Below are 21,973 nucleotides of genomic sequence, written 5' to 3' on the forward strand. Positions count from 1 at the left end.
CTTAGGCACTTAATCGCCATGGTGGCGCAAGCGTTCGAGTTCGATGATGGTGACGCCGCCATATTCAAGCCGCAGCAAGCCCTCCTTCTCGAGCCGCTTCAGGCACTGGTTGGCGTTTTGCCGCGAAATACCGGAGAGCGCTCCGATTTCCTCCTGCGTGATCTCCAGGTGGCGCGTCATGTCCGGATAGAGAATCGGGTTGAACAGCGAGGCGATGGAACGCGCAACGCGGCTGGTTGCGTCGAGCGTGCGGCCATGTTCCACCGCTCCGATGAACTGGCCGAGCCGCTCGTTGAGCTGCCGGACCAGAAAGCGGTTGAACGCGACGCTGTTCTCGAACAGCCAAAAGAAGGTGCTGCGGTCCATCAGCGCCAGCCTGGTGTCGCGCAATGCCACCACGTCGTAACGGCGCGGCTCGCCCTTGAGCACCGAGCCTTCGCCGAACCAGGCGCCGGCCGTGAGGCCGGCGAAGGTCGCGGCCTTGCCCCCGCTCGACACCGTACTCATCCGGGCAAGACCCGTGACGATACCGGTCCAATAGTCGAAGGGATCGCCGCGCATGAAGATATGCTCGTTGGCGCGGTAGGATTTCTCGACGATGCCGGCACGGGCGACCTCGATTTCCCGCTCGTTCAGTTCGCGCGACCAGGCCGCGATGCGCTTGAGGTTATCCGCAGCAATCATGATCGCATCGACCGTCGCGCCCCACTTGCTGCACTGCAGCAGAAGTACAGTTTGGCAAAATTTCCCGACGAATTGTCAGGCAAAAGACATTTCAAACTATCGCATTGCCCTAAGGAGGGCCACCTCGGCGGGTGTGCCCATGGCGCTACCGGTTGGGGTGCGGCGTTACCACGCGTGATGCCGGCCGTGATCGGCATCGTTAGTCGGATGGCCGGAAGGTTACCCCGGATGTAAGATTGCGGGTGCAGTTGCGAACGATAGATAAAGAGCGCGGCAAGCGCCTTATCTGGAGGGAATGAGTGGCTCATACGTTGGAAGTGCGCGGCGTGTCGCTGCGCTTCGGTGGCGTCCGTGCGCTGACCGAGGTCTCGTTCGGCGTGAACGAGGGCGAATTGTTCTCGATCATCGGCCCGAACGGCGCCGGCAAGACCTCCATCGTCAATTGCATTTCCGGCCGCTACAAGCCCACCGAAGGCCGGCTATTCTACCGCGGCAAGGATATCACCGGCCTCAATCCGAACGCGCGGCCACAGCTTGGCATCGGCCGCACTTTCCAGAACCTGGCGCTGTTCCACCACATGAGCGTGCTCGACAACATCATGGTCGGGCGGCACCACCTTCTGAAGAACAATTTTATCACCGGTTCGCTTTACTGGCTGACCGGCGCGCGGCGCGAGGAACTCGAGCACCGCCGCAAGGTGGAAGAGATCATCGATTTCCTTGACCTGCAGTCGGTGCGCAAGGCGACCGCCGGCACCCTGCCCTACGGCCTGCGCAAGCGCGTCGAGCTGGCCCGCGCGATGGCGCTGGAGCCGCAACTGATTCTGCTCGACGAGCCGATGGCCGGCATGAACTTCGAGGAAAAGGAGGACATGGCGCGCTACATCGTCGATCTCAACGAAGAGTTCGGCATGACCGTCATGATGATCGAGCACGACATGGGCGTGGTGATGGATATTTCCCACCGCGTCATGGTGCTGGATTTCGGCCGCAAGATCGCCGAAGGCGATCCCGCTTCCGTTCTCGCTGATCCGCATGTGAAACGCGCCTATCTCGGCGAAGAGGATGAGGTCCTCGTCGACCCCGACGACACGCCGGCGCCTCGGGAGAGCGTGGCATGATGGATTACGCCGGGCGCGCCGCCCTAGCCGATACCTTTCCAAAGCTGCTGCGCCTCAACGCCAGGGAGCACGGCGGCGAGATTGCGCTGCGCGAAAAAGATCTCGGGCTGTGGCGCATCTTCACCTGGAGCGATTACCAAACCCGCGTCCATGATTTCGCGCTCGGCTTGGTCGAACTGGGTCTTGGGCGCGGCGACGTCATCGGCATCATCGGCGACAATCGCCCGGACTGGGTGGCCGCCGAAATCGCAACGCATGCCATCGGCGCCATGAGCCTCGGTCTTTATCGCGACGTGCTGGACGAAGAAGCGGCCTATCTGCTCAGCTACGGCGAGGCCAAGCTGGTGTTTGCCGAGGACGAGGAGCAGGTCGACAAGCTGCTGGCGCTGGCCGATCGCGCCCCCAACCTCAAGCACATCGTCTATTCCGATCCGCGCGGCATGCGGAAATACGACGATCCCCGCCTGATGGAAGCCGGGAAGCTCGCCACGATGGGCCGCGACCGCGCCGCGCGCGAGCCGGGCCTTTACGACCGGCTGGTCGACGCCACCCGCGGTGAGGATGTCGCGATCCTCTGCACGACATCAGGCACGACGGCCAATCCCAAGCTCGCGATGCTGGCAGCGGGCCGCGTCCTCAAACATTGCGCGACCTATCTCGCCTTCGATCCGAAGGGACCGGACGACGAATACGTCTCGGTACTGCCGCTGCCCTGGATCATGGAGCAGGTCTACGCGCTCGGCAAAGGGCTGCTCTGCCGGATGAAGGTCAACTTCGTCGAAGAGCCCGAGACCATGATGCACGATTTCCGCGAGATCGCGCCGACTTTCGTGCTGTTCGCGCCGCGGCTCTGGGAATCGATCGCCGCCGACGTGCGCGCCGGCGTGATGGATTCTTCGCCGTTGAAACAAAAGCTGTTCGACATCGGAATAAAGACGGGCCTTTCCGCGCTGGCGCAGGGTAAGCATTCGATGTTCGCCGATCAGCTCCTGTTTCGCGCGCTGCGCGATCGCCTGGGCTTCACCCGGCTGCGCTCGGCGGCAACCGGCGGCGCCGCGCTCGGGCCCGATACTTTCAAGTTCTTCCAGGCCATGGGCGTGCCGCTGCGCACGCTCTATGGCCAGACCGAACTGCTGGGTGCCTACACGCTGCATCCGGCCGGCAAGGTCGATCCGGATACGACCGGCGTGCCGATGGCCGGCGATATCGAAATCCGCGTCGACAACCCTGATGTCAACGGCGTCGGCGAAATCGTCGTGCGCCACCCCAACATGTTCTTAGGCTATTACAAGAATCCGGAAGCCTCGGCCGCCGACATCAAGGACGGCTGGATGCATTCCGGCGACGCCGGCTACTTCAACAATGATGGCCAACTCGTCGTCATCGACCGCATCAAGGATCTCGCCGAGACCGCGCGCGGTGAGCGCTTCTCGCCACAATATCTGGAAAACAAGCTAAAATTCTCGCCCTACATCGCCGAGACCGTCGTGCTCGGCGCCGGCCGCGACGCGCTGGCGGCGATGATCTGTATTCGTTATTCGATCATCTCGAAATGGGCGGAGAAGAACCGCATTTCGTTCACGACCTATACCGACCTCTCCTCGCGCCCCGAGGTCTATGCGCTGTTGCGCAAGGAAGTGGAAGGCGTCAACGCCACGCTGCCGCCGGCGCAGCGCATCTCGCGCTTCCTGTTGCTCTACAAGGAACTCGACGCCGACGACGGCGAATTGACGCGCACCCGCAAGGTCCGTCGCAGCGTCATCAACGAAAAATACGCCGACATCATCGACGCGATCTACGGCGGCAAGAGCGACATTCCCGTCGATACCGTGATCCGCTTCCAGGACGGCACCACCCAGCGCATCCGCACCACGCTGCGGGTCGTCGATCTCGGCGGACCCGCGCCGATGGCGGAGGCCGCGGAATGAGGATGTTGCAGCGGCTTCGCGCGGTGCCAGTTAATGCGCCCTCTCCCCTTGTGGGAGAGGGCTACACCGCCATTCACCACGAACTTACCTCGGTGAGGGGTTTCTCTCCACATTCGCGAATGCGGAGAGAACCCCTCACCCGTCTTCGCTTCGCGAAGCCACCCTCTCCCACAAGGGGAGAGGGAAAGTGGCCTGCAATCCAATGGCGTCTAGCAGCATGAACACCCAGCTTCTCATCCAGCTCCTCGTCAACGGCCTCGTGGTCGGCACGCTCTACGGCGTGGTCGCGATGTCGTTCGTGCTGATCTACAAGGCGACGCAGGTGGTGAACTTCGCGCAGGGTGAACTGCTGCTGGTGGGCGCCTGGGTATGCTGGTGGCTGCTGACCAAATATCAGGTGCCGTTCTATCTGGGCATGCCGATCACGCTGGTGTTCATGTTCCTGTTTGGCATCGCGATCCAGATCGTCATCCTGCGGCCGATGATCGGTGAGCCGATCATTTCCGTGATCATGGTAACGATCGCGCTATCGACTGTGTTCGCCGCGCTGATGAAGTGGATGTTCGGCGTCAATTTGCAGCCATTCCCGCGCGTCTTCCAGACCCAGAACGTCAACATTCTCGGCCTGCAGGTACAGACCGTCTATCTGATGAGCCTCGCAGTCTCGGTCGCGATGATGATTGGGATGGCGTGGTTCTTCCGGCTGTCCAAATATGGTCTGGCGATGCGCGCCACTGCGTTTAACCAGCAGGTGGCGCAGTCGCTCGGCATTTCCGTCAAAAGCGTATTCGCGATGGCCTGGGCGATCTCGGCGACCGTCTCGGCCGTCGCGGGCGTGGTGGTGGCCGTCGTCAATGGCGTCTCGGCAGGCCTCTCTGCCTATGGCGTCAAGGTGTTTCCGGCCGCGATCCTCGGTGGTCTCGACAGCGTTGGCGGCGCCGTGCTTGGCGGCATCATCATCGGCCTGTTGGAAAACCTCGCGCACTTTCTCGACAGCGAATATCTGCACTGGGGCAATCTCTACGAGATCGCGCCGTTCTATGCGCTCATCATCATCCTTATGATCAAGCCGTACGGCCTGTTCGGCACCAAAGACATCGAGCGGGTGTAAATCATTATGGCAGGCCAGACCCTCATTCCCGCCGGCGATTTCCGCACCAGCTATGCGGCGGATACCACCGTGTTTCCGACCACGACCAGCCGCAACGCCATGATTGCCGGCATAGTGCTGATTTGCTTTGCGCCACACGTCGTCAACGAATACATCCTCAGCCTGCTGATCCAGATCGGCATCTTCGGCATCGCGGCGCTTGGGCTGAACATCGTCGTCGGTTTTACCGGTCAGATCTCGATCGGTCATGCTGCCTTCTTCGGTTTCGGCGCCTTCACCTCGGCCTATCTCTCGAACCGGTTCGGCATTCCCGTCTTCTTCTGCATTCCGCTCGCCGGCGTCGTGACGGCCGCGGTTGGTCTGGTCTTCGGCCTGCCCGCGGCGCGGCTGAAGGGGCTTTATCTCGCGATCGCGACGCTGGCGGCGCAGTACATTCTGCTCGACTTCTTTGCCCGCGCCGAGTGGTTCACCGGCGGCAGCGTTCCCGCCAGTGCCGAGCCATTCTCGATCTTCGGATACATGCTGCGTGGCGATAAGCAGTATTTCTACGTCGTGCTGGCCTACGTCGTCGTCTGTTATCTCCTGGTCACCAACCTGATCCGTTCGCGCGACGGACGCGCGCTGGTCGCCGTGCGCGACCATTATCTGTCCGCCGAGATCATGGGCATCAACCTGACCAAATACCGGACGCTGTCGTTCGGCCTCGCCGCCTTCTTTGCCGGCGTCGGCGGCGCGCTCTATGCGCATTACAATCAGGTTGTCTCCAACGAAGGCTTTGGCATCGATCGCTCGATCATCTTCCTCGCCATGATCATCATCGGCGGGCTCGGTTCGATCATGGGCACGCTGATGGGCACCGCCTTCATGGTGCTGCTGCCGGAATCGATGGAATGGCTCAGCGTCGCGCTCCGCGACAGCCCGATCGATCAATTTCTGGGACTAAAGAACAATATCGCTTTCTTGCGCGAGATGGCCATCGGCCTGATCATCATCATCTTTCTGGTGTTCGAGCCGGATGGACTTGCGCATCGATGGCGGCAGATCAAGGCATACTGGAAACTCTACCCGTTCTCGCATTGAGGTCGGAACGGGACGAACAACGAGAAGACCTCGAGAAGTAACCGGGAGGACTATGTCCATGACGATGAAGACTCTGTTGAGCACAGCCTCGCTTGCTTTGCTGTTGGGTTCTACCGCTGCATCGGCCCAGGCGCCGGTCGCGCTGGGGCATCTCACCGACTATTCAGGACCAACTTCGGACGTCGGAACGCCGTTCGGACAGGGTGTCGCCGACACCTACGCATGGATCAACAAGAGCGGCGGCATCAACGGCGCCAAGGTCAACCTCGATACCGTCGACTACGGCTATCAGGTGCCGCGCGCGATCGCCCAGTACAAGAAATGGTCGGGCGCCGACAAGGTCGCCGCCATTCTCGGCTGGGGCACCGCCGACACCGAAGCGCTGACGGGTTTCCTGGCCCAGGACAAGATCCCGGATATCTCGGCATCCTATGCCGCAGCACTCTCCGATCCGACCGGCGCCGGTGGCAAAGCCAAGCCCGCGCCCTACAACTTCTTCTATGGACCGAGCTATTCGGACGCACTTCGCGGCATGCTGACCTGGGCCGCCGAGGACTGGAAAGCCAAGGGCAAGTCCGGCAAGCCGAAATACGTCCACATGGGTGCCAACCACCCCTATCCGAACGCGCCGAAGGCCGCAGGTGAAGCGATTGCCACCGACCTCGGGTTCGAAGTGCTGCCACCGATCGTGTTCGCATTGACGCCCGGCGACTACAGCGCGCAGTGCCTGACGCTGAAGAGCTCGGGCGCCAATTACGCCTATCTCGGCAATACCGCGGGCTCCAACATCTCCGTGCTCAACGCCTGCAAGGCCGCCGGTGTCGACGTTCAGTTCCTCGGCAACGTCTGGGGCATGGATGAGAACGCCGCCAAGGCTGCCGGTGCTGCCGCCGACGGCGTGGTGTTTCCGCTGCGCACCGCGATTGCCTGGGGCGGCAACGCGCCCGGCATGAAGGCGTTCACGGAAATCTCCAAGATGTCGGACACGGCCGGTACCGCCTACCGTCCCGTGCACTACCTCGCCGGCGTCTGCACTGCGCTCTACATGAAGGAAGCCGTCGAATGGGCGGCCAAGAACGGCGGCGCCACCGGCGAGAACGTCAAGAAGGGCTTCTACCAGAAGAAGGATTGGGTGCCCGCCGGCGGCGAAGGCATCTGCAACCCCTCGACCTTCACCGAGAAGGACCACCGTGGCACGCTCAAGGTCGATCTGTATCGCATGAAGGTCGCAGGTGCGACCGACGCCCCGCTCAACGAGCTCGTCAAGAACGGCGGCATCAAGATGGAGAAGGTGAAGACGATCGACCTGCCGCGCAAGCCCGACTGGCTCGGCTGGTAAGGCAAGGCGCGCCTACAGGCGCCTCAACACTCAACTGTCATCCCCCGCGAAGGCGGGGGATCCAGTACGCCGCAGCGTCTCGGTCGATCGCAGACGCCTCTGGAATACTGGGTCACCCGCCTGCGCGGGTGACGACACCGAGAGGTCAACATGACTGAAGCAACCGAACTCAATCGTCCTGCGAAGACTGCCGCGCAAGCCGCCGCCCCGCTGCTCAGCGTCCACAACATCGAGGTGGTCTACGATAAGGTCATCCTGGTGTTGCGCGGCTTGAGCCTTGAAGTGCCGAAGGGCGCGATCGTGGCGCTGCTCGGCGCCAACGGCGCCGGCAAGTCGACGACGCTGAAGGCGATCTCGGGCCTGCTCAAAACCGAGGACGGCGAAGTGATCCGCGGCGAAATCGTCTTCGATGGCGAGCGCATCAACGGCATCGATCCCGACAAGATCGTCCGCCGCGGCATCTTCCAGGTGATGGAAGGCCGCCGCATCATCGCCGACATGACGTCGATCGAAAACCTGAAGCTCGGCGCGTTCACCCGCACCGACAACGAGATCGCCGCCGATATCGACATGGTGTTCAGATATTTCCCGCGGCTCAAAGAGCGCACTGGGCTCGCCGGCTATCTCTCCGGCGGCGAACAGCAGATGCTGGCGATCGGCCGCGCTCTGATGGCGCGCCCCAAGATGATCCTGATGGACGAGCCATCGATGGGCCTGTCGCCGCTCCTGGTCAAGGAAGTGTTTGGGATCATCAAGGCGATCAACCGCGACCTCGGCGTCACCATCCTGCTGGTGGAGCAGAACGCGCGCGCGGCGCTGTCGGTCGCGAGCCACGGCTACATCATGGAACAGGGCAAGGTGGTGCTCGACGGCACCGCTGACGAGTTGCGCGACAACGAGGACGTCAAGGAGTTCTATCTCGGCGGCGCCGGCGACCAGCGCAAGAGTTTCAAGAACCTCAAAAGCTTCAAGCGGCGAAAGCGGTGGCTGTGAGCCATAGCGTTTTCGAGCGAAGCATGTCCTCGGACTTGATCCGGGGATGGAGACCGGTTCGCGTGAAGAGAACGCGTCAAAACAAAAGAATCAAATGCTTAGCCGAGCACCTGCTCCGCTTCCGCGACTGCACAAAGGACATGATAGAACGAAGACGCAGGAATGGTGGCGACCAGGGAGTTGCCGTCGCGGTCGAATTGGTCGTGCCAGCCGCCCGTGACGGGATGGCTGAGATAGTGTCGTTCGAGCCGCGCCAGCGCCGCGCGCGCTTCATCGGCCGCTCCCGCTTCCCCCGCCTCGGCTTGCGCGATCCACGCCTTGGCGATTTCGGTCTGCGGCCACAGCCGGCGCGTATGCCGCCTGATGTTGCCGCGGGCGTCGCCTTCGTCGATCAGGCAGCCGGTCGCCTCGTCGCGATAGCGCAGGGCTGTTGCCAGCAATTCGCCGCGATAGCGCCCGGTCGGACAGCCGGTGATGCGCTCGAAGCCTTTCAGCAGCCACGCCCATTCCGCCTGATGTCCGGGCTCGACACTGACCGGCTCGATCTTCGACCAGTCCTCCTCGAAATATTCGCCAAGCACCTGCCGCTGCTTGTCGTAGAGGTTGGCCAGAAACAGGCTGAAGAAATTTCCGGCCCTGTTCTGGAACACGAGGTCATGTGTCGCGTCGAACGCGGCAATCATCGCCTCGAACAGGTGCATCTGCGGGTTTTGCCGCCGCGGCAGCGATACCGGCAATCCTTCGTGAACGCCGCCATGCGGCGAGCGCAGTTGCGTCTCGATGAAGTGGCACAGCCCGTCGATCTCGGCGCGGATCTGCGCATCGCGATCGAGGCTATAGACGGTCGCAAGGGCGAGCAGGACAAAAGCGTGATCGTAGGAATCGCGCAGCGGGTCCAGCACGGACCCATCAGGCTTCAGCGTATGCACAAAGCCCGGTTTGCCGTCGGGGGCTTTCGCCTTCGCCAGCAGGTGCTCCAGCCCCTTCAGCGCGATCGCGCGCCCCTGCGGATACCAGCCCATCTGCGCCGCCTTGGCGAAGCAATAGATCTGGCGCGCCTGCACGAGAACCCGGCGCGGCGCCAGGCGGTCTGCACGGCCGTCCGGATTGAGCCGATCAATGAAGCCGCCCGTTACGTCGTCCCACCCTTCGGTCGACCACAGCGGCAGGCAATGGTCGATCATGCGAAGCTTCAGCTTGGCGACGATATCGGCCGAATCCAGCGTGTCTGCCGCCGCAGCGGTATCTCTTTCAGCCATTGCGTTCCCTGGAACATCAACACCGGTGGAAGCCGTCTGATAGCACGTCAGAGGCGGCACGCAATCGGCCCTCACCTGAGGCATCAGCCATGACCGACCACTACGACGCCCTTGAAACGCGCGAGCCGGGCATACGCGAGGCGGACCTGTTTTCAAAGCTTCCGGACGTCCTGCGCAAGGCGCTCGCCGCGCCGGCCTATGCCGAGCGCTTGAAAGGCATCGATCCCGCTTCCGTGACCAGCCGCGCCGCGCTTGCTGAGTTGCCGGTGCTGCGCAAATCGGAACTCCCTGCCCTGCACAAGGCCGCGCCGCCCTTCGGCGGGTTTGTGGCGGGGCCGCTTGGGTCGTTCGGACGGCTGTTTACCTCGCCGGGACCGATCTTCGAGCCCGAACCCGTTCACGCCGACCCATGGCGTGGCGCGCGGGCGCTGTTCGCGGCGGGCTTTCGGCCCGGCGACGTGGTGCTCAACACCTTCAGCTACCATCTGACGCCGGGCGGCTTCATTTTCGACGCCTCGGCGCGGGCGCTGGGCTGCGCGGTGATTCCGGCCGGCCCCGGCAATACCGAGCAGCAGTTTGAACTGATCGAGGCCTATCGCCCGGTCGGCTATAGCGGCACGCCTGATTTCCTCAAGATCCTGCTCGACGCGGCCGCGAATGCCGGACGTGATGTCTCCTCGATCAAGCGCGCGCTGGTTTCCGGCGCGGCGTTTCCGAAATCACTGCAGGACGAAGTCAAGGCACGCGGCATCGACGCCTATCAGGCGTTCGGCACCGCCGACCTCGGCATGGTCGCGTTCGAGACGCCGGCGCGCGAGGGCATGGTCGTCAACGAAGATATCATCATGGAGATCGTGCGTCCCGGCACCGGCGATCCCGTGGCACCCGGCGACGTCGGCGAGATCGTCGTCACCTCGCTCGATCCGCAGCATCCCTGGATCCGGCTCGCGCTCGGCGATCTTACTGCGGCGCTGCCGGGAACAAGCCCATGCGGGCGCACCAACATGCGCATCAAGGGCTGGATGGGTCGCGCCGACCAGACCACCAAGATCAAGGGCATGTTCGTCCGCCCCGAGCAGATCGCCGAGATCGCCAAGCGCCATCCGCAACTCGGACGGCTGCGCCTCGTCGTCACGCGATCGGGCGAGAGCGATCTGATGACGCTGCAGGCGGAAACGGCTTCGCCCGGCGAGGCGCTACAGGTCGAACTCGCGGCAACGCTGCGCGCGGTGACGAAGCTCGGCGGCAATGTCGAACTGGTTGGCGCAGGCGCGCTGCCGAACGACGGCAAGGTGATCGCCGACGAGCGGACCTGATTTGTTACAAGGATGCCGCAGACGACGTCACGGCGCTGCCGATGGTAGAGCAGCGGCTCGCCTGCGAGAGCTGGCGGGCTTTCCGTTTTCGGAGTCGGCCTAATCGGTCGTCTCCGGCACGACGGCTCGGTATGAACGACCATTGGTCGCCGGATCACTGTTGTCGCTTGAGGAAAACACAAAACCCTGACCGCGCCAGTGTGAGAAACGGCCCATGCCCAGCTTGGCAATATCTGCGTGCACGCTGTGCGGTGGGCCTAGCGGCTTGTCGTCTTCATAGATCAAGACGCGAGAGCGCTCGTTGTCGTCCTCGGAATCTGGTTCGCCTAAGCGCGCGCCTGTGGGAATCCAACTATGTGCGACGACGGCATGGGGCGAATCTCCCAATCGCTCGAAGCCGCGAAGGACAGCAATCTCTTTTCCTGAAAGAGGGTAGGAATACTTGAAGTAAGAGGCGAGCGCGAAATAGCCGATGATGCCGGCTATTGCTACTACCCATTTCAATTTACCACTGGCCTGCATGCCGCGTGGGTTCCATCGGTGGCCTCATACAACTATCACGAGTGGATCGACGTGTCCATCACTTTGAGGAGATCATAGTTTCCTCGAATGACAGGACACACGCACCAGAATCACGAGATTGTCAAAGCTGGGCTCAAGAAACTCGTCCCTGAGGAAGCAAAGGAGGCGATCGAGTACAGTATCCGAGCGAAGCGCTTGAGGTCCGGCGCGATGGAACCGATTGAGATGCACAGGTCATGGTGCACGTTCATCTGATCACGTTGCTCGCCCATTCATCCGCCGTTACTAGCGGGGCATGGAGAGAGGACAATCGTAAGACCAATTGCAACGCGCCGGCCGTCGCGCCGAGCTCACCTCTTCAAGCTAATGGTGCGGCCATGGTGAAATCGCCGGGCCAGACCCCGCTGCCGTGCCGTACCGGCGCGTTGTCAGAGGAGGACAGTTGTCGCATTTTGAGCTTTTGACAGAACCGTGACACGCTCTTAAACTAAATTCGAGGTTGTCAACCGCAAGCGGATCACAACTGCAGTCCATATCTTCCACGGGTATCAATTTGCCTTTGCTGGAAGTTCCCTTGCTAAACCCTTGGTTGGCCAGAACTGATTCGGGCGGCTATATTGGCTCCCTGAGGCTTGTCGCCCAGAGCTTAAAATGCGGGTTTCATGCAACAGCAAATTTGGCCAAAGCCTGTCACCGGGCCAATGATCTCGCGACAGGAGCCTGCTACGGGGCCGGCCGGATCGCAAGATAGCGCGGTGGCATCCTTCTGCCAGGATGGCCTCAACATGGAAAAGCCCAGAGTGCTCGTGACCGGCGCCGACGGGTTCGTCGGACGCCATCTCGTTCGCCACCTCGCCATGCGGGGGTACAGGGTAATCGCGGCATCAAGAGCGACATTTACTTTTGACAATCCAAACATCGCCGCCGTCTCTCTTCCGGACATATCGAGGCTGTTCGACTGGCAGCCTCTCCTGTCGCAATGCGACACCGTAGTACATCTCGCCGGAGTAGCGCACAAATATGCCGATGATAGCCTTTACGATCACGTCAATCATCGTGCGACCTCGGCGCTCGCGCAGGCGATATCCCGCGGCGCTACAAAGCACCTAGTGTTCGTTTCTTCGATCGCCGCCCAGTCCGGCTCTTATGCAGATCATGAGCTTACCGAGGATGATTTTCCAACGCCTCATAATGCGTATGGACGATCCAAGTTCGCCGCGGAACAGGCCATTCGCGCGGCGGGCATTTCATTCACGATCTTGCGGCCCGTCGTGATTTATGGTGATGGCGAAAAGGGAAACTTCGCGGTCATTCACCGGCTTTCGCGTCTTCCGATCCCGCTGCCGTTCGGTTCCCTGACCGCGCAAAGGTCCGTCCTGTCGATTCAAAACTTCAGCTCGGCGGTCGAGCTAGCGCTCAATAATCCCCGCGCGAAGCGTGAAACTTTTATCGTATCGGATCCCGAACCGGTAACGGTCGCAGATCTCATCGCGCGTTACCGCGTCGGCGCGGGCAGATCACCTTGGTTGATTCCAGTACCCGAAAGCTGGATTGGGGTAGCGCTTAAGGCCACAGGCCAGATCGCAGTTTGGGAACGGATCGGGCGGCCCCTGGTGGCTCCTCCAACCAAACTACTCGCGATCGGCTGGGAGCCATCCTAAGCGAATTGCGCTGCGCAACAAGGTCTTAACAGCTGCTACGCAGCAAAACTCCTGCACCATTAAGAGCTAGAATTGCAATCTAGTTAGCTGTGGCCGATAGCAGTCCGTGGCTTCAAGGTAGCGAAATGAAGAGACCAGCAGTTTTCTTCGATCGGGACGGAGTACTGAACGAGGATAGCGGTTATGTGTTCGACATCAGTAAGCTGAGGTGGATTGATGGCGCACGCGAAGCAATAAAGGCAGCCAATGATGCTGGTTACTTTGTATTCGTCGTTACAAATCAATCGGGCGTAGCCAGAGGCTTCTACGAGGAAACTCACGTTGAAGCATTACATAAGGTGATGATGGACGATTTGGCCAAAATTGGAGCACACGTCGATGCATTCGAATTCTGTCCTTATCACCCCGAGGCCGTGATAGAGCGGTATCGTCGAGTAAGCCATCGACGCAAGCCCGCTCCAGGCATGATCAACGATCTGTTGGAGCGCTTTCCGGTGGATGTCAGTCGCAGCATTCTCATAGGCGACAAGCCCAGCGATCTCGAAGCAGCACGGGCGGCTGGAATAAAAGGGTATCTGTTTGCGAGCCATAACCTCGAGCATTTCTTGAGGTCGGTCCTGGAATGAGGACCTAGCATACTTCGTCCACATCGTCCCTGAGTGCTAGATCGGATGGGTGCAGGCCTAACACCAATCAAAGTATCTAGCGGCCAGAGATGATAAGCATCGACTCCGGAGGTTGGGATGCCAGTGAAAGCATCAACATTATCTGGCGCATGGTGCTAATGTTTTTCAGATTGAGAGGGTCCAACCACCCAGTAAGCTCTACCATTTGTCGCTGGATCAGTATTGTCGCTTGAAGACCAATATACCGTCGTGCCATTCTTCCTCCAATGCGAAAACCGGCCGCGACCTAACCTAGCGATGTCCGAATGATCGCTGTGTGCCGGCCCAAGACGTCTGTCATTCTCGTAAAGTTCGATGGTGGAGCGGCCCTTGTTATCTTCGGAGTCGGCCAATTCGTCGAACAACTTATTTCTCTCCTTCGCTACTGCGAATTTCGAGCCTCCGAATTGCGCAAATGGTGGCATGAGCCGGATCTTCACACCCGGAACATCAGGACCAAAAGCGAAGTTTGGATCTGGCGCGTAGGTAACCTGCAGCCAATGTGCTGCAACAAAATAGGTGCAAACTGCAGCGATACCGCAGGACAGCTTTATGAGCCTATGTGAGACGATCACTGGGGCTAATGGTCACAAATGTGAAAACGTATGGCAGCCGGTTCGTGTTGGCAAAAGCCGTCTTTCGACAGAACGAAAATAGTGTGTGCGTCCATGAGATACACAACTGGACGCCTCTGCATCACGAAACATCATGCAGATGCGGAATCCTTCTACTCTAACTGTTTGTGTTTGGCACGTCGACTGTCGATGTGCCCGGCTCGGCGATGTAGACTGAGCTAACCTGATAGGCGCTGAAATGCAGACGACGAAGCCGACGGCCGAATGAACAGGGTCCTTCGCTTGCATTTGCCAACTTTTTTGGGTTAAGGAGGCCAAGCCGGCTTGGATAAACTCGTGAACGGCAACCGAACCAGCACGGGAAGCGCCCGGCAAGCTTTAGGCTGTTGGCCTGCTTGCCAATGATTCGCGTCACGCGTCTCGTCGGGATATTCCAGAACCTTTGTATAGGTTGGAGCTATGACACGGAAATCGCCTGTTGCGCTGATTACCGGCGTCACCGGCCAGGACGGCGCCTACTTGGCCGAATATCTGCTCGGCCTCGGCTATGAAGTCCACGGCATCAAGCGGCGGTCGTCCTCGTTCAACACGGCGCGGATCGATCACCTGTACCAGGACCCTCATTCCCGCAAGGTGCCGTTCCTGCTGCATTACGGCGACATGACCGACTCGACCAACCTGATCCGGCTGATGCAGCAGATCCGGCCGACCGAGATCTACAACCTCGCCGCCCAGAGCCATGTCGGGGTCAGCTTCGAAAGCCCGGAATACACCGCCAACGCCGACGCCATCGGCGTGCTGCGGCTGCTGGAGGCGATCCGCATCCTCGGCATGGAGAAGGAGACGCGGTTCTACCAGGCCTCGACCTCCGAACTCTACGGCCTGGTCCAGGAGGTGCCGCAGAAGGAGACCACGCCGTTCTACCCGCGCTCGCCTTACGGCGTCGCCAAGCTGTACGGCTACTGGATCACGGTGAACTACCGCGAGGCCTACGGCATGTTTGCCTCGAACGGCATCCTGTTCAACCATGAGAGCCCGATCCGCGGCGAGACGTTTGTCACCCGCAAGATCACCCGCAGCGTCGCCCGCATCGAGGTTGGCCTCGACGAGGTGCTCTATCTCGGCAACCTCGAAGCCAAGCGCGACTGGGGCCATGCGCGGGACTATATCGAGGGCATGCACCGGATCCTGCAGGCCGATGCCCCCGACGATTTCGTGCTGGCGACCGGCGAGACCCGCTCGGTGCGCGAATTCGTCGAACTGGCGTTCGCCGAAGTCGGCCGCCGGATCGAATGGCGCGGCCAGGGCGTCGACGAGACCGGCGTCGACACCAGGTCCGGCACGACCGTGGTCCGCATCGATCCGGTCTATTTCCGCCCCACCGAAGTCGATCTTCTGGTCGGCGATGCCAGCAAGGCGCGCGAGAAACTGGGCTGGAAGCCCAAGACGTCGTTCGCCCAGATGGTCAAGGAAATGGTGGCGAACGATCTCGACGAAGCGAAGCGGGAGGTCGCCAATGGCAAGCCTGCCGTTTGAGCTGACGGGCAAGGCGGTCTACGTCGCCGGCCACCGCGGCATGGTCGGCGGCATCGTTGCCAACAACACCCGGGCGGAACAGTCGACAGATCGACTATCGGAGCTCCACATCTCAGACAGCCCTCACACATGCACCGCTCTGCAAGGCTGATCCTCGCTACTCAGTTCTATCCTCCGGATACGAGCACGACGGCGGTGTATCTGGGCAAGATCGCCGATACGCTTGCGGCAGACAACCGGGTTGTCGTTGTTTCCGCCACCGCCAACCCGGATTCGCGCAGCGCGGACCCGCGCAGCAATCCAACCGTTGTCGAAATCAGAAACTGGAGTCCGCGCAAGTCCGCACTTGTGCAACGCGCGGCGGCGGTTTGCCTGCTAGCCGCGCGGATGTTCTTCTCGGTCTTGAGGCGAGCAACATCCAGCGACATCGTCTTCTGCGTAACGTCTCCTTTTACGTTGCCGTACACCGTGCTTCTGGCTGCAAAACTGCGCGGTGCAGCGACGCTGCTCCTCATCTACGATCTCTACCCCGAAGCGCTCGAAGCAGCCGGCCTGATCCAATCCAGGTCCTTTGCGGCCCGGCTCATCCGCCTCGCCAACACGCTCCTGTTTCGAAGCCTGGATGGCATCATCGTCATCGGACGGGATGTGCCGCCCCTGATCCTGAAGTACCCAGGCGTCAAACCAGACAAGCTTCACATCATCCCCAATTGGCCTCTGATCCCAATCGGATATCGGGAGATCGACCCATCCAGCCGTTTCCGCGCTCCGGATGCTTCCAAATTCATCGTTGGATTATCAGGTAACCTCGGCTTCACCCACTCTCCTGCAACGGTGTTTGAAGCAGCAAAACTTCTGCAGTCAGAGAGCGACATTCATTTCATCCTGTCCGGATGGGGCGTCGGCTGGAAGGAATTGAATGACCTGTACGCGCAGGAAGGCCTTACCAACGTCACGATCCTGAGCCCGGTCCCCGAGGATGAGCTCATCGAGTTCCTGTCCGCGGCGGATCTTTGGGTGATACCCTATCGTCGAAATATCGCCGGCGTGTCGATCCCGAGCCGTCTCTACAATCTCTTGGCTGTCGGCCGACCGGTCGTTATCGCGTCAGAGGCAAATTCCGAAGGAGCTCTGGCGCTCGGTGAACAGGCCATCGGATGGGTCGTGCCGCCCCAGGATCCGGTCGAGCTTGCCCGGGCGATCCGGGAGGCTGCACGAGATCGTCAGGCGACGACCGAAAAAGGAATGCGAGCGGCCAGCGTCGCCTACAAATACCGGGAAGAAGCTGCGCTTGCCCTTTATCGCCGCGTCGTCAACGAGGTCCGGCAGGCAAGGATGGACCGCAGAAACGATCCAACGACCTGAAGACCTTTGGCCGCAGAAGTCACGTATTGCTCGTCAAGGCAGACGGTGCCGTGACGCGCCCCCTTATGCAATTCGATTGCGAGCGGTGAACCAGCCACGGCACCTTGCCTGACCGGGGGGCTTGGGGTATCCACCGCCTGCTTTACCTGCAGGAGAAACATGCGATGTCGAGCACTGGCCAAACGCTGTACCGGCGCGCGCGCAAGGTCATGCCCGGCGGAACGCAATTGCTCTCCAAACGGCCCGAAATGTTCCTGCCCGAGCAGTGGCCGACCTATTTCAAATCGGCCAAGGGCGCCGAAGTTGTCGACCTCGACGGCAGGACCTATCTCGACATGAGCTATTGCGGCATCGGCGCCACCATCCTGGGCTTTGCCGATCCCGACGTCGACGCCGCGGTGAAGACCGCGATCGACATGGGCTCGATGTCGACGCTCAATTGCGCCGAGGATATCGAGCTCGCCGAACTCCTGGTCGAGCTGCATCCCTGGGCGGATATGGTCCGCTTTGGCCGCGCCGGCGGCGAAGCGATGGCGATCGCGATCCGCATCGCGCGCGCGGCCACCGGCCGCGACATGGTGGCATTCTGCGGCTATCACGGCTGGCATGATTGGTATCTCAGCGCCAATCTCGGCGAGACCACGGCGCTCGACGGCCACCTGCTGCCGGGCCTCGACACCAAAGGCGTGCCGCGCGGCCTCGCCGGGTTGATGCATCCGTTCCACTTCAACAAGCTCGACGAGATCGAGGCGATCGTTGCCGCTCACGCCGAGCGGCTCGCAGCGATCGTGATGGAGCCGGTGCGTTCTAGCGAGCCTGAACCCGCCTTCATCAAGGGTATACGAGCGCTCGCCGACCGCTGCGGCGCAGTGCTGATCTTCGACGAGGTGACGTCGGGCTTTCGCATCAATTCCGGCGGCGCGCATCTCGCCTATGGCGTCGACCCTGATATCGCGGTGTTCGCAAAGGCCATTGCCAACGGGTATCCGATGGCAGCGATCGTCGGCCGCGCGTCGTCGATGGACGCGGCGCAGGAGACATTTGTCAGCTCGACCGCGTGGACCGAGCGCGTCGGCCCGGTTGCAGCACTTGCCACCTTGCGCAAGCATCGCGAGCAGAATGTCGCCAGACATTTGATGCGCATCGGCACCCGCATCCAGGAGGGCTGGACCCATGCGGCGCGGGCAACCGACCTGCCGGTGCACGTCTCCGGTATCTCGCCGCTCGGGCATTTCGCCTTCGATCTGCCTGACGCGCAGGAGGTGCGCACATTGTTCACGCAGATGATGCTCGACCGCGGCATCCTTGCCACCGGCTCGTTCTATGCGATGTGGGCGCATACCGATGCCCATGTCGATCGCTATCTGGAAACCGTGAACGAGGTGTTCCGCGAGCTGCGCACCGCAGTGGACCAGAAGGCCGTCAAGCAATTGCTGCGCGGCCCGGTCGCCCATTCCGGGTTCAAGCGGCTAACCTGATCGATCAGGCGCCCACACCGAAAATCTCGCGCCTCACATTGCGCGACGTCGGCGAGCGCGCGGCCTTCGGATAGATGCCGTGCAGCACGCTGTCGGCGGCGAGCGGGCCGCCATCGATGATGATTGCACCAGTGGATAAGAAGGTGTTGTCGCCGACGTCTGTCTTACCAATCACGCGGCTACCGCCATACATCACGATGCCACAACCGAACGACGGGTAGTCGTTCTCGAGATTCGCGCCGACCGTGCAGTTGTGGTAGCAGATGAAATAATCCGAATAGCTGGCACGGCCGAGCACGGTGCCGACCGGATGCTGGACCGCGAATATGTCGGGCAACTCCACCTCGTAGAATGCGTCCAGCGCGTGCAAGGCTTTGTTGAGCGCGTAGGCTTTGTCGGCGATAGGATGGCCCGGTCGCTCGCGAAACACGGTGTTTGCGAGGTAGTAGAGGAAGATCGCATACTGGTCGGAGTGCCAATGCGAGAACCGCGCCTCGCCATTGACAAAGAAGCCCTTGAGCCTCACGCGCGAGAAGCAGTACTCGATCCGCCCGAGCGCGAGATCCACGAATTTCGGCAGGTCGCGAAGATCGGCACCATCTGGAAACAGATTCTCGAACTGTTTCCGCACGTAGATGGCGAGGTCATTGCGCTGAAGCGAGAGCTGCACGGTGCTAGTTCCTGCTGTTCGAACTCGCCCGCACATCGAGGCCGCGCGAAAAGAGATGGCTGCGCAACTTGATCGGGCTGTGGTCGGTGAACAGAAACATCGACGAAATCGCCACCGCGGACGCGCCGGCCTCCAGCGCGTCGATCGCGTGCTGCAGTGAACCGCAACCGCCCGAGACGATCAAGGGCACACTGAGTGCATTCGCCGCCTTGTGGATCATGTCCAAATCATAGCCGGACATGGTGCCATCACGGTCGATCGAGCCGAGCAGAATCTCGCCGCAATGCAGATCCTCGCAACGCAGCGCCCATTCGACCGGATCGAGTGCAGCGTGCTCGCGGCCGCCGTCGATGAACACGCTGGCGTGATTTGGGCTGATCTTCTTGTAGTCGATCGACACCGTGATGCATTGGTCGCCGAACACCCGCGCTGCGTCGCGGACGAATTCGGGACGCCGCACCGCTTCCGAATTGACCGAAACCTTGTCTGCGCCGGCGCGCAGCAACATGTTGACATCTTCAAGCGTCTTGACGCCGCCGCCGACAGTGAACGGCATGAATATCTCTTCCGACATCCGCTCGATGATATCGACCACGCGGCCGCGCGAGGCTTCGCTCGGCACGATGTCGAGCACGATCAGCTCATCCACGCCGTAGTCGTTATAGACTTTTGCGGTCGTCACCGGATTGCCGGCGACACGCTCGTTCTCGAAGAACCTGACGTATTTCACCAGCCTGCCGTCGCGCAGCAGGAATTTTGGGATCAGTCTCTTCTTCAGCATCGCGCGCGCTTTACGGATTCCAGCGGAGGAAATTGCTCATCAGCTCGATGCCGCTGTCCTGGCTTTTCTCGGGATGGAACTGGGTCGCAGCTATATTGTCTTTCGCGATGATTGCGGTCACGGATTGACCGTATTGCGCAAGGCCTACGACGTCGCCCGAGCTCTTGCAGCGCATAGCGAAGGAATGCACGAAATAAAAAGCGAGATTGCTCTCGCGGATACCGGCGAGGATCGGATGGTCGCGCTCCCGAGCCACTATGTTCCAGCCCATGTGCGGGATCTTCAGCGCGGGATCGTTCGGCATCAGGCGCACGACATCGGCGTCGAACCAGCCCAGCCCGCGATGCAGGCCCCCGTCATCGGCATGCTCTTCCGAGGACTGCGCCAGCAATTGCATGCCGAGGCATACGGCCAGGAACGGCTTGCCTTTTTCACGGACGTGACGTTCAAGCAACTCGTCGATGCCGCGGGCGCGGATGTTGAGCATGGCGTCGCCGAAGGCACCGACGCCGGGCAGGATCACATGCGAGGCATCGGCGATCACGTCGGCGTCGTGGGTCACGATCGGATTGTGTCCGCAGTACTCAACAGCATTGCGGACCGATCGCACATTGTTGATACCGTAGTCGACGATCGCAACGTCTGACATCCCTTAGCCCCCGCCGACAGCGCGGCCGACAAAATCAGCCCTTGCCGCCGATTTCGACACCCGGATGGTTCGGCCATGGCACCGAGGTCCGGTCCCACTTGTCCATGTCAGGCATTCTCCTGCCCGGCTCCACCGCGTTCGGGGAAAACTGCCACGGGCTGACCTCGTGCTTGATCGCGATGCCGAGGAACTGTTCTTCGGTCAGTTGCAGATAATCGAGGAACAGATCGAGGCTCGGCGGCCGCTTGCCGTCATATTCGCGCACCAAGGCCTCTCCCTGCTCCCGGGTCATGCGCTTGTTGCGGATGTCGATATTGGCGAGATGGTTGGTCCGCCCCATGCCGCGCTTGATGTATTTCAGGTAGTCGCGCACGCCCTGGAAGAAGCACTCGATCTTCTCATAGTCGTATTCCGGCGGAATGCCCTCGACCTCCTGGCCTTTCCAGCCCAGCTCGCTCTTGATGATATCGACGTGTTTCTTGGTGTCCCACTTGATGTAGCTGCCCAGGCAGACCGAGCGGCACTTGATACGCATCAGTTCCTTGCGCGGCGGATATACGAACGGATAGAGGTCGCGTTTGGCAACGCGGCCGCCGAGGAATTCGTACATATCGTCGGCGGTGATGCCGAGATTCATGGCGCGATTGAAGCGCTTCTCGTCAACCTCTTCCATTTCGTCGTAAGAATAGAACGACTGGTATTCGGCGAGACTCTCGCCCCAGATCAGAAGGGGCGTCTCGTAGCGGATCGCGATTTGCATGGTGTGAGCGTAGATGCCGGTGTGGCAGTGCCAGCAGAAGTCGCCGCGGCGCTTCAGTGATTCCAGCATCAATTCGCGTACGACATGCCAATTCGGCGTGAAATTCAGGACATCGACGCCGAGCTGCTTGAACACGCTGGTGTTGTTCTCCTCGACCAGCGGCCGATAGAACCAGTGGTCGAAACGCACGACCAGCGGTTTCAGACCAAGCTTGCGCACCACGTACCAGAGCTGGAACACGCTGTCCTTGCCGCCCGAATAGGGCAGGATGCAGTCGTAGAGGCCTTTGTCGCGGTACTGGCCGACCAACTCGGTGAGCTGCTTGTAGCGATCGTCCCAATCGATCTGAGTGTCACGGACCTCGATCTGACGACAAACGCTGCAGGAACCGGCCTCGTCGAACGATGTTGCCTCAGCCGTTTCCGGCAACAAGCATTTGCTACAGCTCAACATTTCGGAGATTCTCGCGATTGCATGATT

Annotated in this window: 20 protein-coding genes; 13 read left to right on the forward strand and 7 right to left on the reverse strand. The window is 60.9% G+C overall.

What is annotated here, in order from left to right; all coding sequences use genetic code 11:
- Positions 1-9: 9 nt before the first annotated feature.
- Complete coding sequence (locus V1277_RS03935) at positions 10-684, reverse strand: Crp/Fnr family transcriptional regulator (protein WP_334363816.1); 675 nt, start codon at positions 682-684, stop codon at positions 10-12.
- 299 nt (positions 685-983) lie between these two features.
- Here V1277_RS03935 and V1277_RS03940 point away from each other — a divergent pair, with 299 nt between their 5' ends.
- The 6 genes from V1277_RS03940 to V1277_RS03965 all read left to right on the forward strand — a co-directional run bounded on the left by V1277_RS03940 (position 984) and on the right by V1277_RS03965 (position 8,256).
- Positions 984-1,805: an ABC transporter ATP-binding protein gene (locus V1277_RS03940; RefSeq protein WP_028351612.1), complete on the forward strand. Its 822-nt coding sequence runs from the start codon at positions 984-986 to the stop codon at positions 1,803-1,805.
- Positions 1,802-3,733, forward strand: coding sequence for a long-chain fatty acid--CoA ligase (locus V1277_RS03945; protein ID WP_334415077.1), 1,932 nt, complete (start codon positions 1,802-1,804; stop codon positions 3,731-3,733). Before V1277_RS03940 ends, V1277_RS03945 begins: the two co-directional genes overlap by 4 nt.
- Before the next feature lie 217 nt (positions 3,734-3,950).
- Positions 3,951-4,844 carry a branched-chain amino acid ABC transporter permease gene (locus tag V1277_RS03950; RefSeq protein WP_334415078.1) on the forward strand — a complete coding sequence of 298 codons (894 nt, stop codon included), beginning with the start codon at positions 3,951-3,953 and terminating at the stop codon, positions 4,842-4,844.
- Positions 4,845-4,850: 6 nt separating this feature from the next.
- Positions 4,851-5,924 carry a branched-chain amino acid ABC transporter permease gene (locus tag V1277_RS03955; RefSeq protein WP_028351615.1) on the forward strand — a complete coding sequence of 358 codons (1,074 nt, stop codon included), beginning with the start codon at positions 4,851-4,853 and terminating at the stop codon, positions 5,922-5,924.
- A 58-nt stretch (positions 5,925-5,982) separates the two neighbouring features.
- Entirely contained in the window at positions 5,983-7,263 is a 1,281-nt protein-coding gene (locus tag V1277_RS03960; protein ID WP_334415079.1) for an ABC transporter substrate-binding protein, read from the forward strand.
- 150 nt (positions 7,264-7,413) lie between these two features.
- Entirely contained in the window at positions 7,414-8,256 is an 843-nt protein-coding gene (locus V1277_RS03965; RefSeq protein ID WP_028351617.1) for an ABC transporter ATP-binding protein, read from the forward strand.
- 98 nt (positions 8,257-8,354) lie between these two features.
- On the opposite strand, the gene V1277_RS03970 is transcribed toward V1277_RS03965, so the two are convergent.
- The gene (locus V1277_RS03970; RefSeq protein WP_334415080.1) at positions 8,355-9,515 is read right to left on the reverse strand and encodes an AGE family epimerase/isomerase; all 1,161 of its coding nucleotides are present in this window, start codon (positions 9,513-9,515) and stop codon (positions 8,355-8,357) included.
- A gap of 89 nt (positions 9,516-9,604) precedes the next feature.
- Between V1277_RS03970 and V1277_RS03975 the strand changes: the two genes are divergently transcribed.
- A complete protein-coding gene (locus tag V1277_RS03975) occupies positions 9,605-10,831 on the forward strand; it encodes a phenylacetate--CoA ligase family protein (protein ID WP_334415081.1) in 1,227 nt (408 codons plus the stop codon).
- A gap of 99 nt (positions 10,832-10,930) precedes the next feature.
- On the opposite strand, the gene V1277_RS03980 is transcribed toward V1277_RS03975, so the two are convergent.
- The gene (locus V1277_RS03980) at positions 10,931-11,353 is read right to left on the reverse strand and encodes a hypothetical protein (RefSeq protein WP_334374153.1); all 423 of its coding nucleotides are present in this window, start codon (positions 11,351-11,353) and stop codon (positions 10,931-10,933) included.
- A gap of 785 nt (positions 11,354-12,138) precedes the next feature.
- On the opposite strand from V1277_RS03980, the gene V1277_RS03985 reads away from it, so the two are divergent.
- The 6 genes from V1277_RS03985 (at position 12,139) to V1277_RS04010 (ending at position 18,633) form a co-directional block, all read left to right on the forward strand.
- Positions 12,139-13,014 carry an NAD-dependent epimerase/dehydratase family protein gene (locus V1277_RS03985; RefSeq protein ID WP_334415082.1) on the forward strand — a complete coding sequence of 292 codons (876 nt, stop codon included), beginning with the start codon at positions 12,139-12,141 and terminating at the stop codon, positions 13,012-13,014.
- A gap of 125 nt (positions 13,015-13,139) precedes the next feature.
- A complete protein-coding gene (locus V1277_RS03990; RefSeq protein WP_334374151.1) occupies positions 13,140-13,640 on the forward strand; it encodes a D-glycero-alpha-D-manno-heptose-1,7-bisphosphate 7-phosphatase in 501 nt (166 codons plus the stop codon).
- A gap of 1,073 nt (positions 13,641-14,713) precedes the next feature.
- Positions 14,714-15,790, forward strand: a complete 1,077-nt coding sequence (gene gmd / locus V1277_RS03995; RefSeq protein WP_334415083.1) for a GDP-mannose 4,6-dehydratase — start codon at positions 14,714-14,716, stop codon at positions 15,788-15,790.
- On the forward strand, positions 15,771-15,941 hold the full coding sequence (locus tag V1277_RS04000) for a hypothetical protein (protein WP_334415084.1): 171 nt from the start codon (positions 15,771-15,773) through the stop codon (positions 15,939-15,941). The genes gmd and V1277_RS04000 overlap by 20 nt, the downstream gene beginning before the upstream one ends.
- Positions 15,920-17,155 carry a glycosyltransferase family 4 protein gene (locus tag V1277_RS04005; protein ID WP_334415085.1) on the forward strand — a complete coding sequence of 412 codons (1,236 nt, stop codon included), beginning with the start codon at positions 15,920-15,922 and terminating at the stop codon, positions 17,153-17,155. Before V1277_RS04000 ends, V1277_RS04005 begins: the two co-directional genes overlap by 22 nt.
- A gap of 164 nt (positions 17,156-17,319) precedes the next feature.
- On the forward strand, positions 17,320-18,633 hold the full coding sequence (locus tag V1277_RS04010) for an aminotransferase class III-fold pyridoxal phosphate-dependent enzyme (RefSeq protein ID WP_334415086.1): 1,314 nt from the start codon (positions 17,320-17,322) through the stop codon (positions 18,631-18,633).
- Positions 18,634-18,637: 4 nt separating this feature from the next.
- Here the strand turns inward: V1277_RS04010 and V1277_RS04015 are convergent, their stop codons facing one another.
- Genes V1277_RS04015 through V1277_RS04030 form a run of 4 tightly spaced genes read right to left on the reverse strand, consistent with a single transcriptional unit; the run spans position 18,638 to position 21,946 of the window.
- Positions 18,638-19,303 carry a hypothetical protein gene (locus V1277_RS04015; protein ID WP_334374146.1) on the reverse strand — a complete coding sequence of 222 codons (666 nt, stop codon included), beginning with the start codon at positions 19,301-19,303 and terminating at the stop codon, positions 18,638-18,640.
- A gap of 4 nt (positions 19,304-19,307) precedes the next feature.
- The gene (locus V1277_RS04020) at positions 19,308-20,084 is read right to left on the reverse strand and encodes an imidazole glycerol phosphate synthase cyclase subunit (RefSeq protein WP_334374145.1); all 777 of its coding nucleotides are present in this window, start codon (positions 20,082-20,084) and stop codon (positions 19,308-19,310) included.
- A 10-nt stretch (positions 20,085-20,094) separates the two neighbouring features.
- Positions 20,095-20,733 carry an imidazole glycerol phosphate synthase subunit HisH gene (gene hisH, locus V1277_RS04025; RefSeq protein WP_334374144.1) on the reverse strand — a complete coding sequence of 213 codons (639 nt, stop codon included), beginning with the start codon at positions 20,731-20,733 and terminating at the stop codon, positions 20,095-20,097.
- 34 nt (positions 20,734-20,767) lie between these two features.
- Positions 20,768-21,946 carry an N-acetyl sugar amidotransferase gene (locus tag V1277_RS04030; RefSeq protein WP_334374143.1) on the reverse strand — a complete coding sequence of 393 codons (1,179 nt, stop codon included), beginning with the start codon at positions 21,944-21,946 and terminating at the stop codon, positions 20,768-20,770.
- Between the last annotated feature and the right edge of the window lie 27 nt (positions 21,947-21,973).

The organism is Bradyrhizobium sp. AZCC 1588, assembly GCF_036924735.1.
GTDB lineage: Bacteria > Pseudomonadota > Alphaproteobacteria > Rhizobiales > Xanthobacteraceae > Bradyrhizobium.

Bases quoted from the DNA above. Each gene is read 5' to 3' on its own strand.
- V1277_RS03935 (WP_334363816.1), bottom strand. From the start codon at position 684: ATGATTGCTGCGGATAACCTCAAGCGCATCGCGGCCTGGTCGCGCGAA.
- V1277_RS03945 (WP_334415077.1), top strand. From the start codon at position 1,802: ATGATGGATTACGCCGGGCGCGCCGCCCTAGCCGATACCTTTCCAAAG.
- V1277_RS03950 (WP_334415078.1), top strand. From the start codon at position 3,951: ATGAACACCCAGCTTCTCATCCAGCTCCTCGTCAACGGCCTCGTGGTC.
- V1277_RS03955 (WP_028351615.1), top strand. From the start codon at position 4,851: ATGGCAGGCCAGACCCTCATTCCCGCCGGCGATTTCCGCACCAGCTAT.
- V1277_RS03960 (WP_334415079.1), top strand. From the start codon at position 5,983: ATGACGATGAAGACTCTGTTGAGCACAGCCTCGCTTGCTTTGCTGTTG.
- V1277_RS03965 (WP_028351617.1), top strand. From the start codon at position 7,414: ATGACTGAAGCAACCGAACTCAATCGTCCTGCGAAGACTGCCGCGCAA.
- V1277_RS03970 (WP_334415080.1), bottom strand. From the start codon at position 9,515: ATGGCTGAAAGAGATACCGCTGCGGCGGCAGACACGCTGGATTCGGCC.
- V1277_RS03975 (WP_334415081.1), top strand. From the start codon at position 9,605: ATGACCGACCACTACGACGCCCTTGAAACGCGCGAGCCGGGCATACGC.
- V1277_RS03980 (WP_334374153.1), bottom strand. From the start codon at position 11,353: ATGCAGGCCAGTGGTAAATTGAAATGGGTAGTAGCAATAGCCGGCATC.
- V1277_RS03985 (WP_334415082.1), top strand. From the start codon at position 12,139: ATGGAAAAGCCCAGAGTGCTCGTGACCGGCGCCGACGGGTTCGTCGGA.
- V1277_RS03990 (WP_334374151.1), top strand. From the start codon at position 13,140: ATGAAGAGACCAGCAGTTTTCTTCGATCGGGACGGAGTACTGAACGAG.
- gmd (WP_334415083.1), top strand. From the start codon at position 14,714: ATGACACGGAAATCGCCTGTTGCGCTGATTACCGGCGTCACCGGCCAG.
- V1277_RS04000 (WP_334415084.1), top strand. From the start codon at position 15,771: ATGGCAAGCCTGCCGTTTGAGCTGACGGGCAAGGCGGTCTACGTCGCC.
- V1277_RS04005 (WP_334415085.1), top strand. From the start codon at position 15,920: ATGCACCGCTCTGCAAGGCTGATCCTCGCTACTCAGTTCTATCCTCCG.
- V1277_RS04010 (WP_334415086.1), top strand. From the start codon at position 17,320: ATGTCGAGCACTGGCCAAACGCTGTACCGGCGCGCGCGCAAGGTCATG.
- V1277_RS04020 (WP_334374145.1), bottom strand. From the start codon at position 20,084: ATGCTGAAGAAGAGACTGATCCCAAAATTCCTGCTGCGCGACGGCAGG.
- hisH (WP_334374144.1), bottom strand. From the start codon at position 20,733: ATGTCAGACGTTGCGATCGTCGACTACGGTATCAACAATGTGCGATCG.
- V1277_RS04030 (WP_334374143.1), bottom strand. From the start codon at position 21,946: ATGTTGAGCTGTAGCAAATGCTTGTTGCCGGAAACGGCTGAGGCAACA.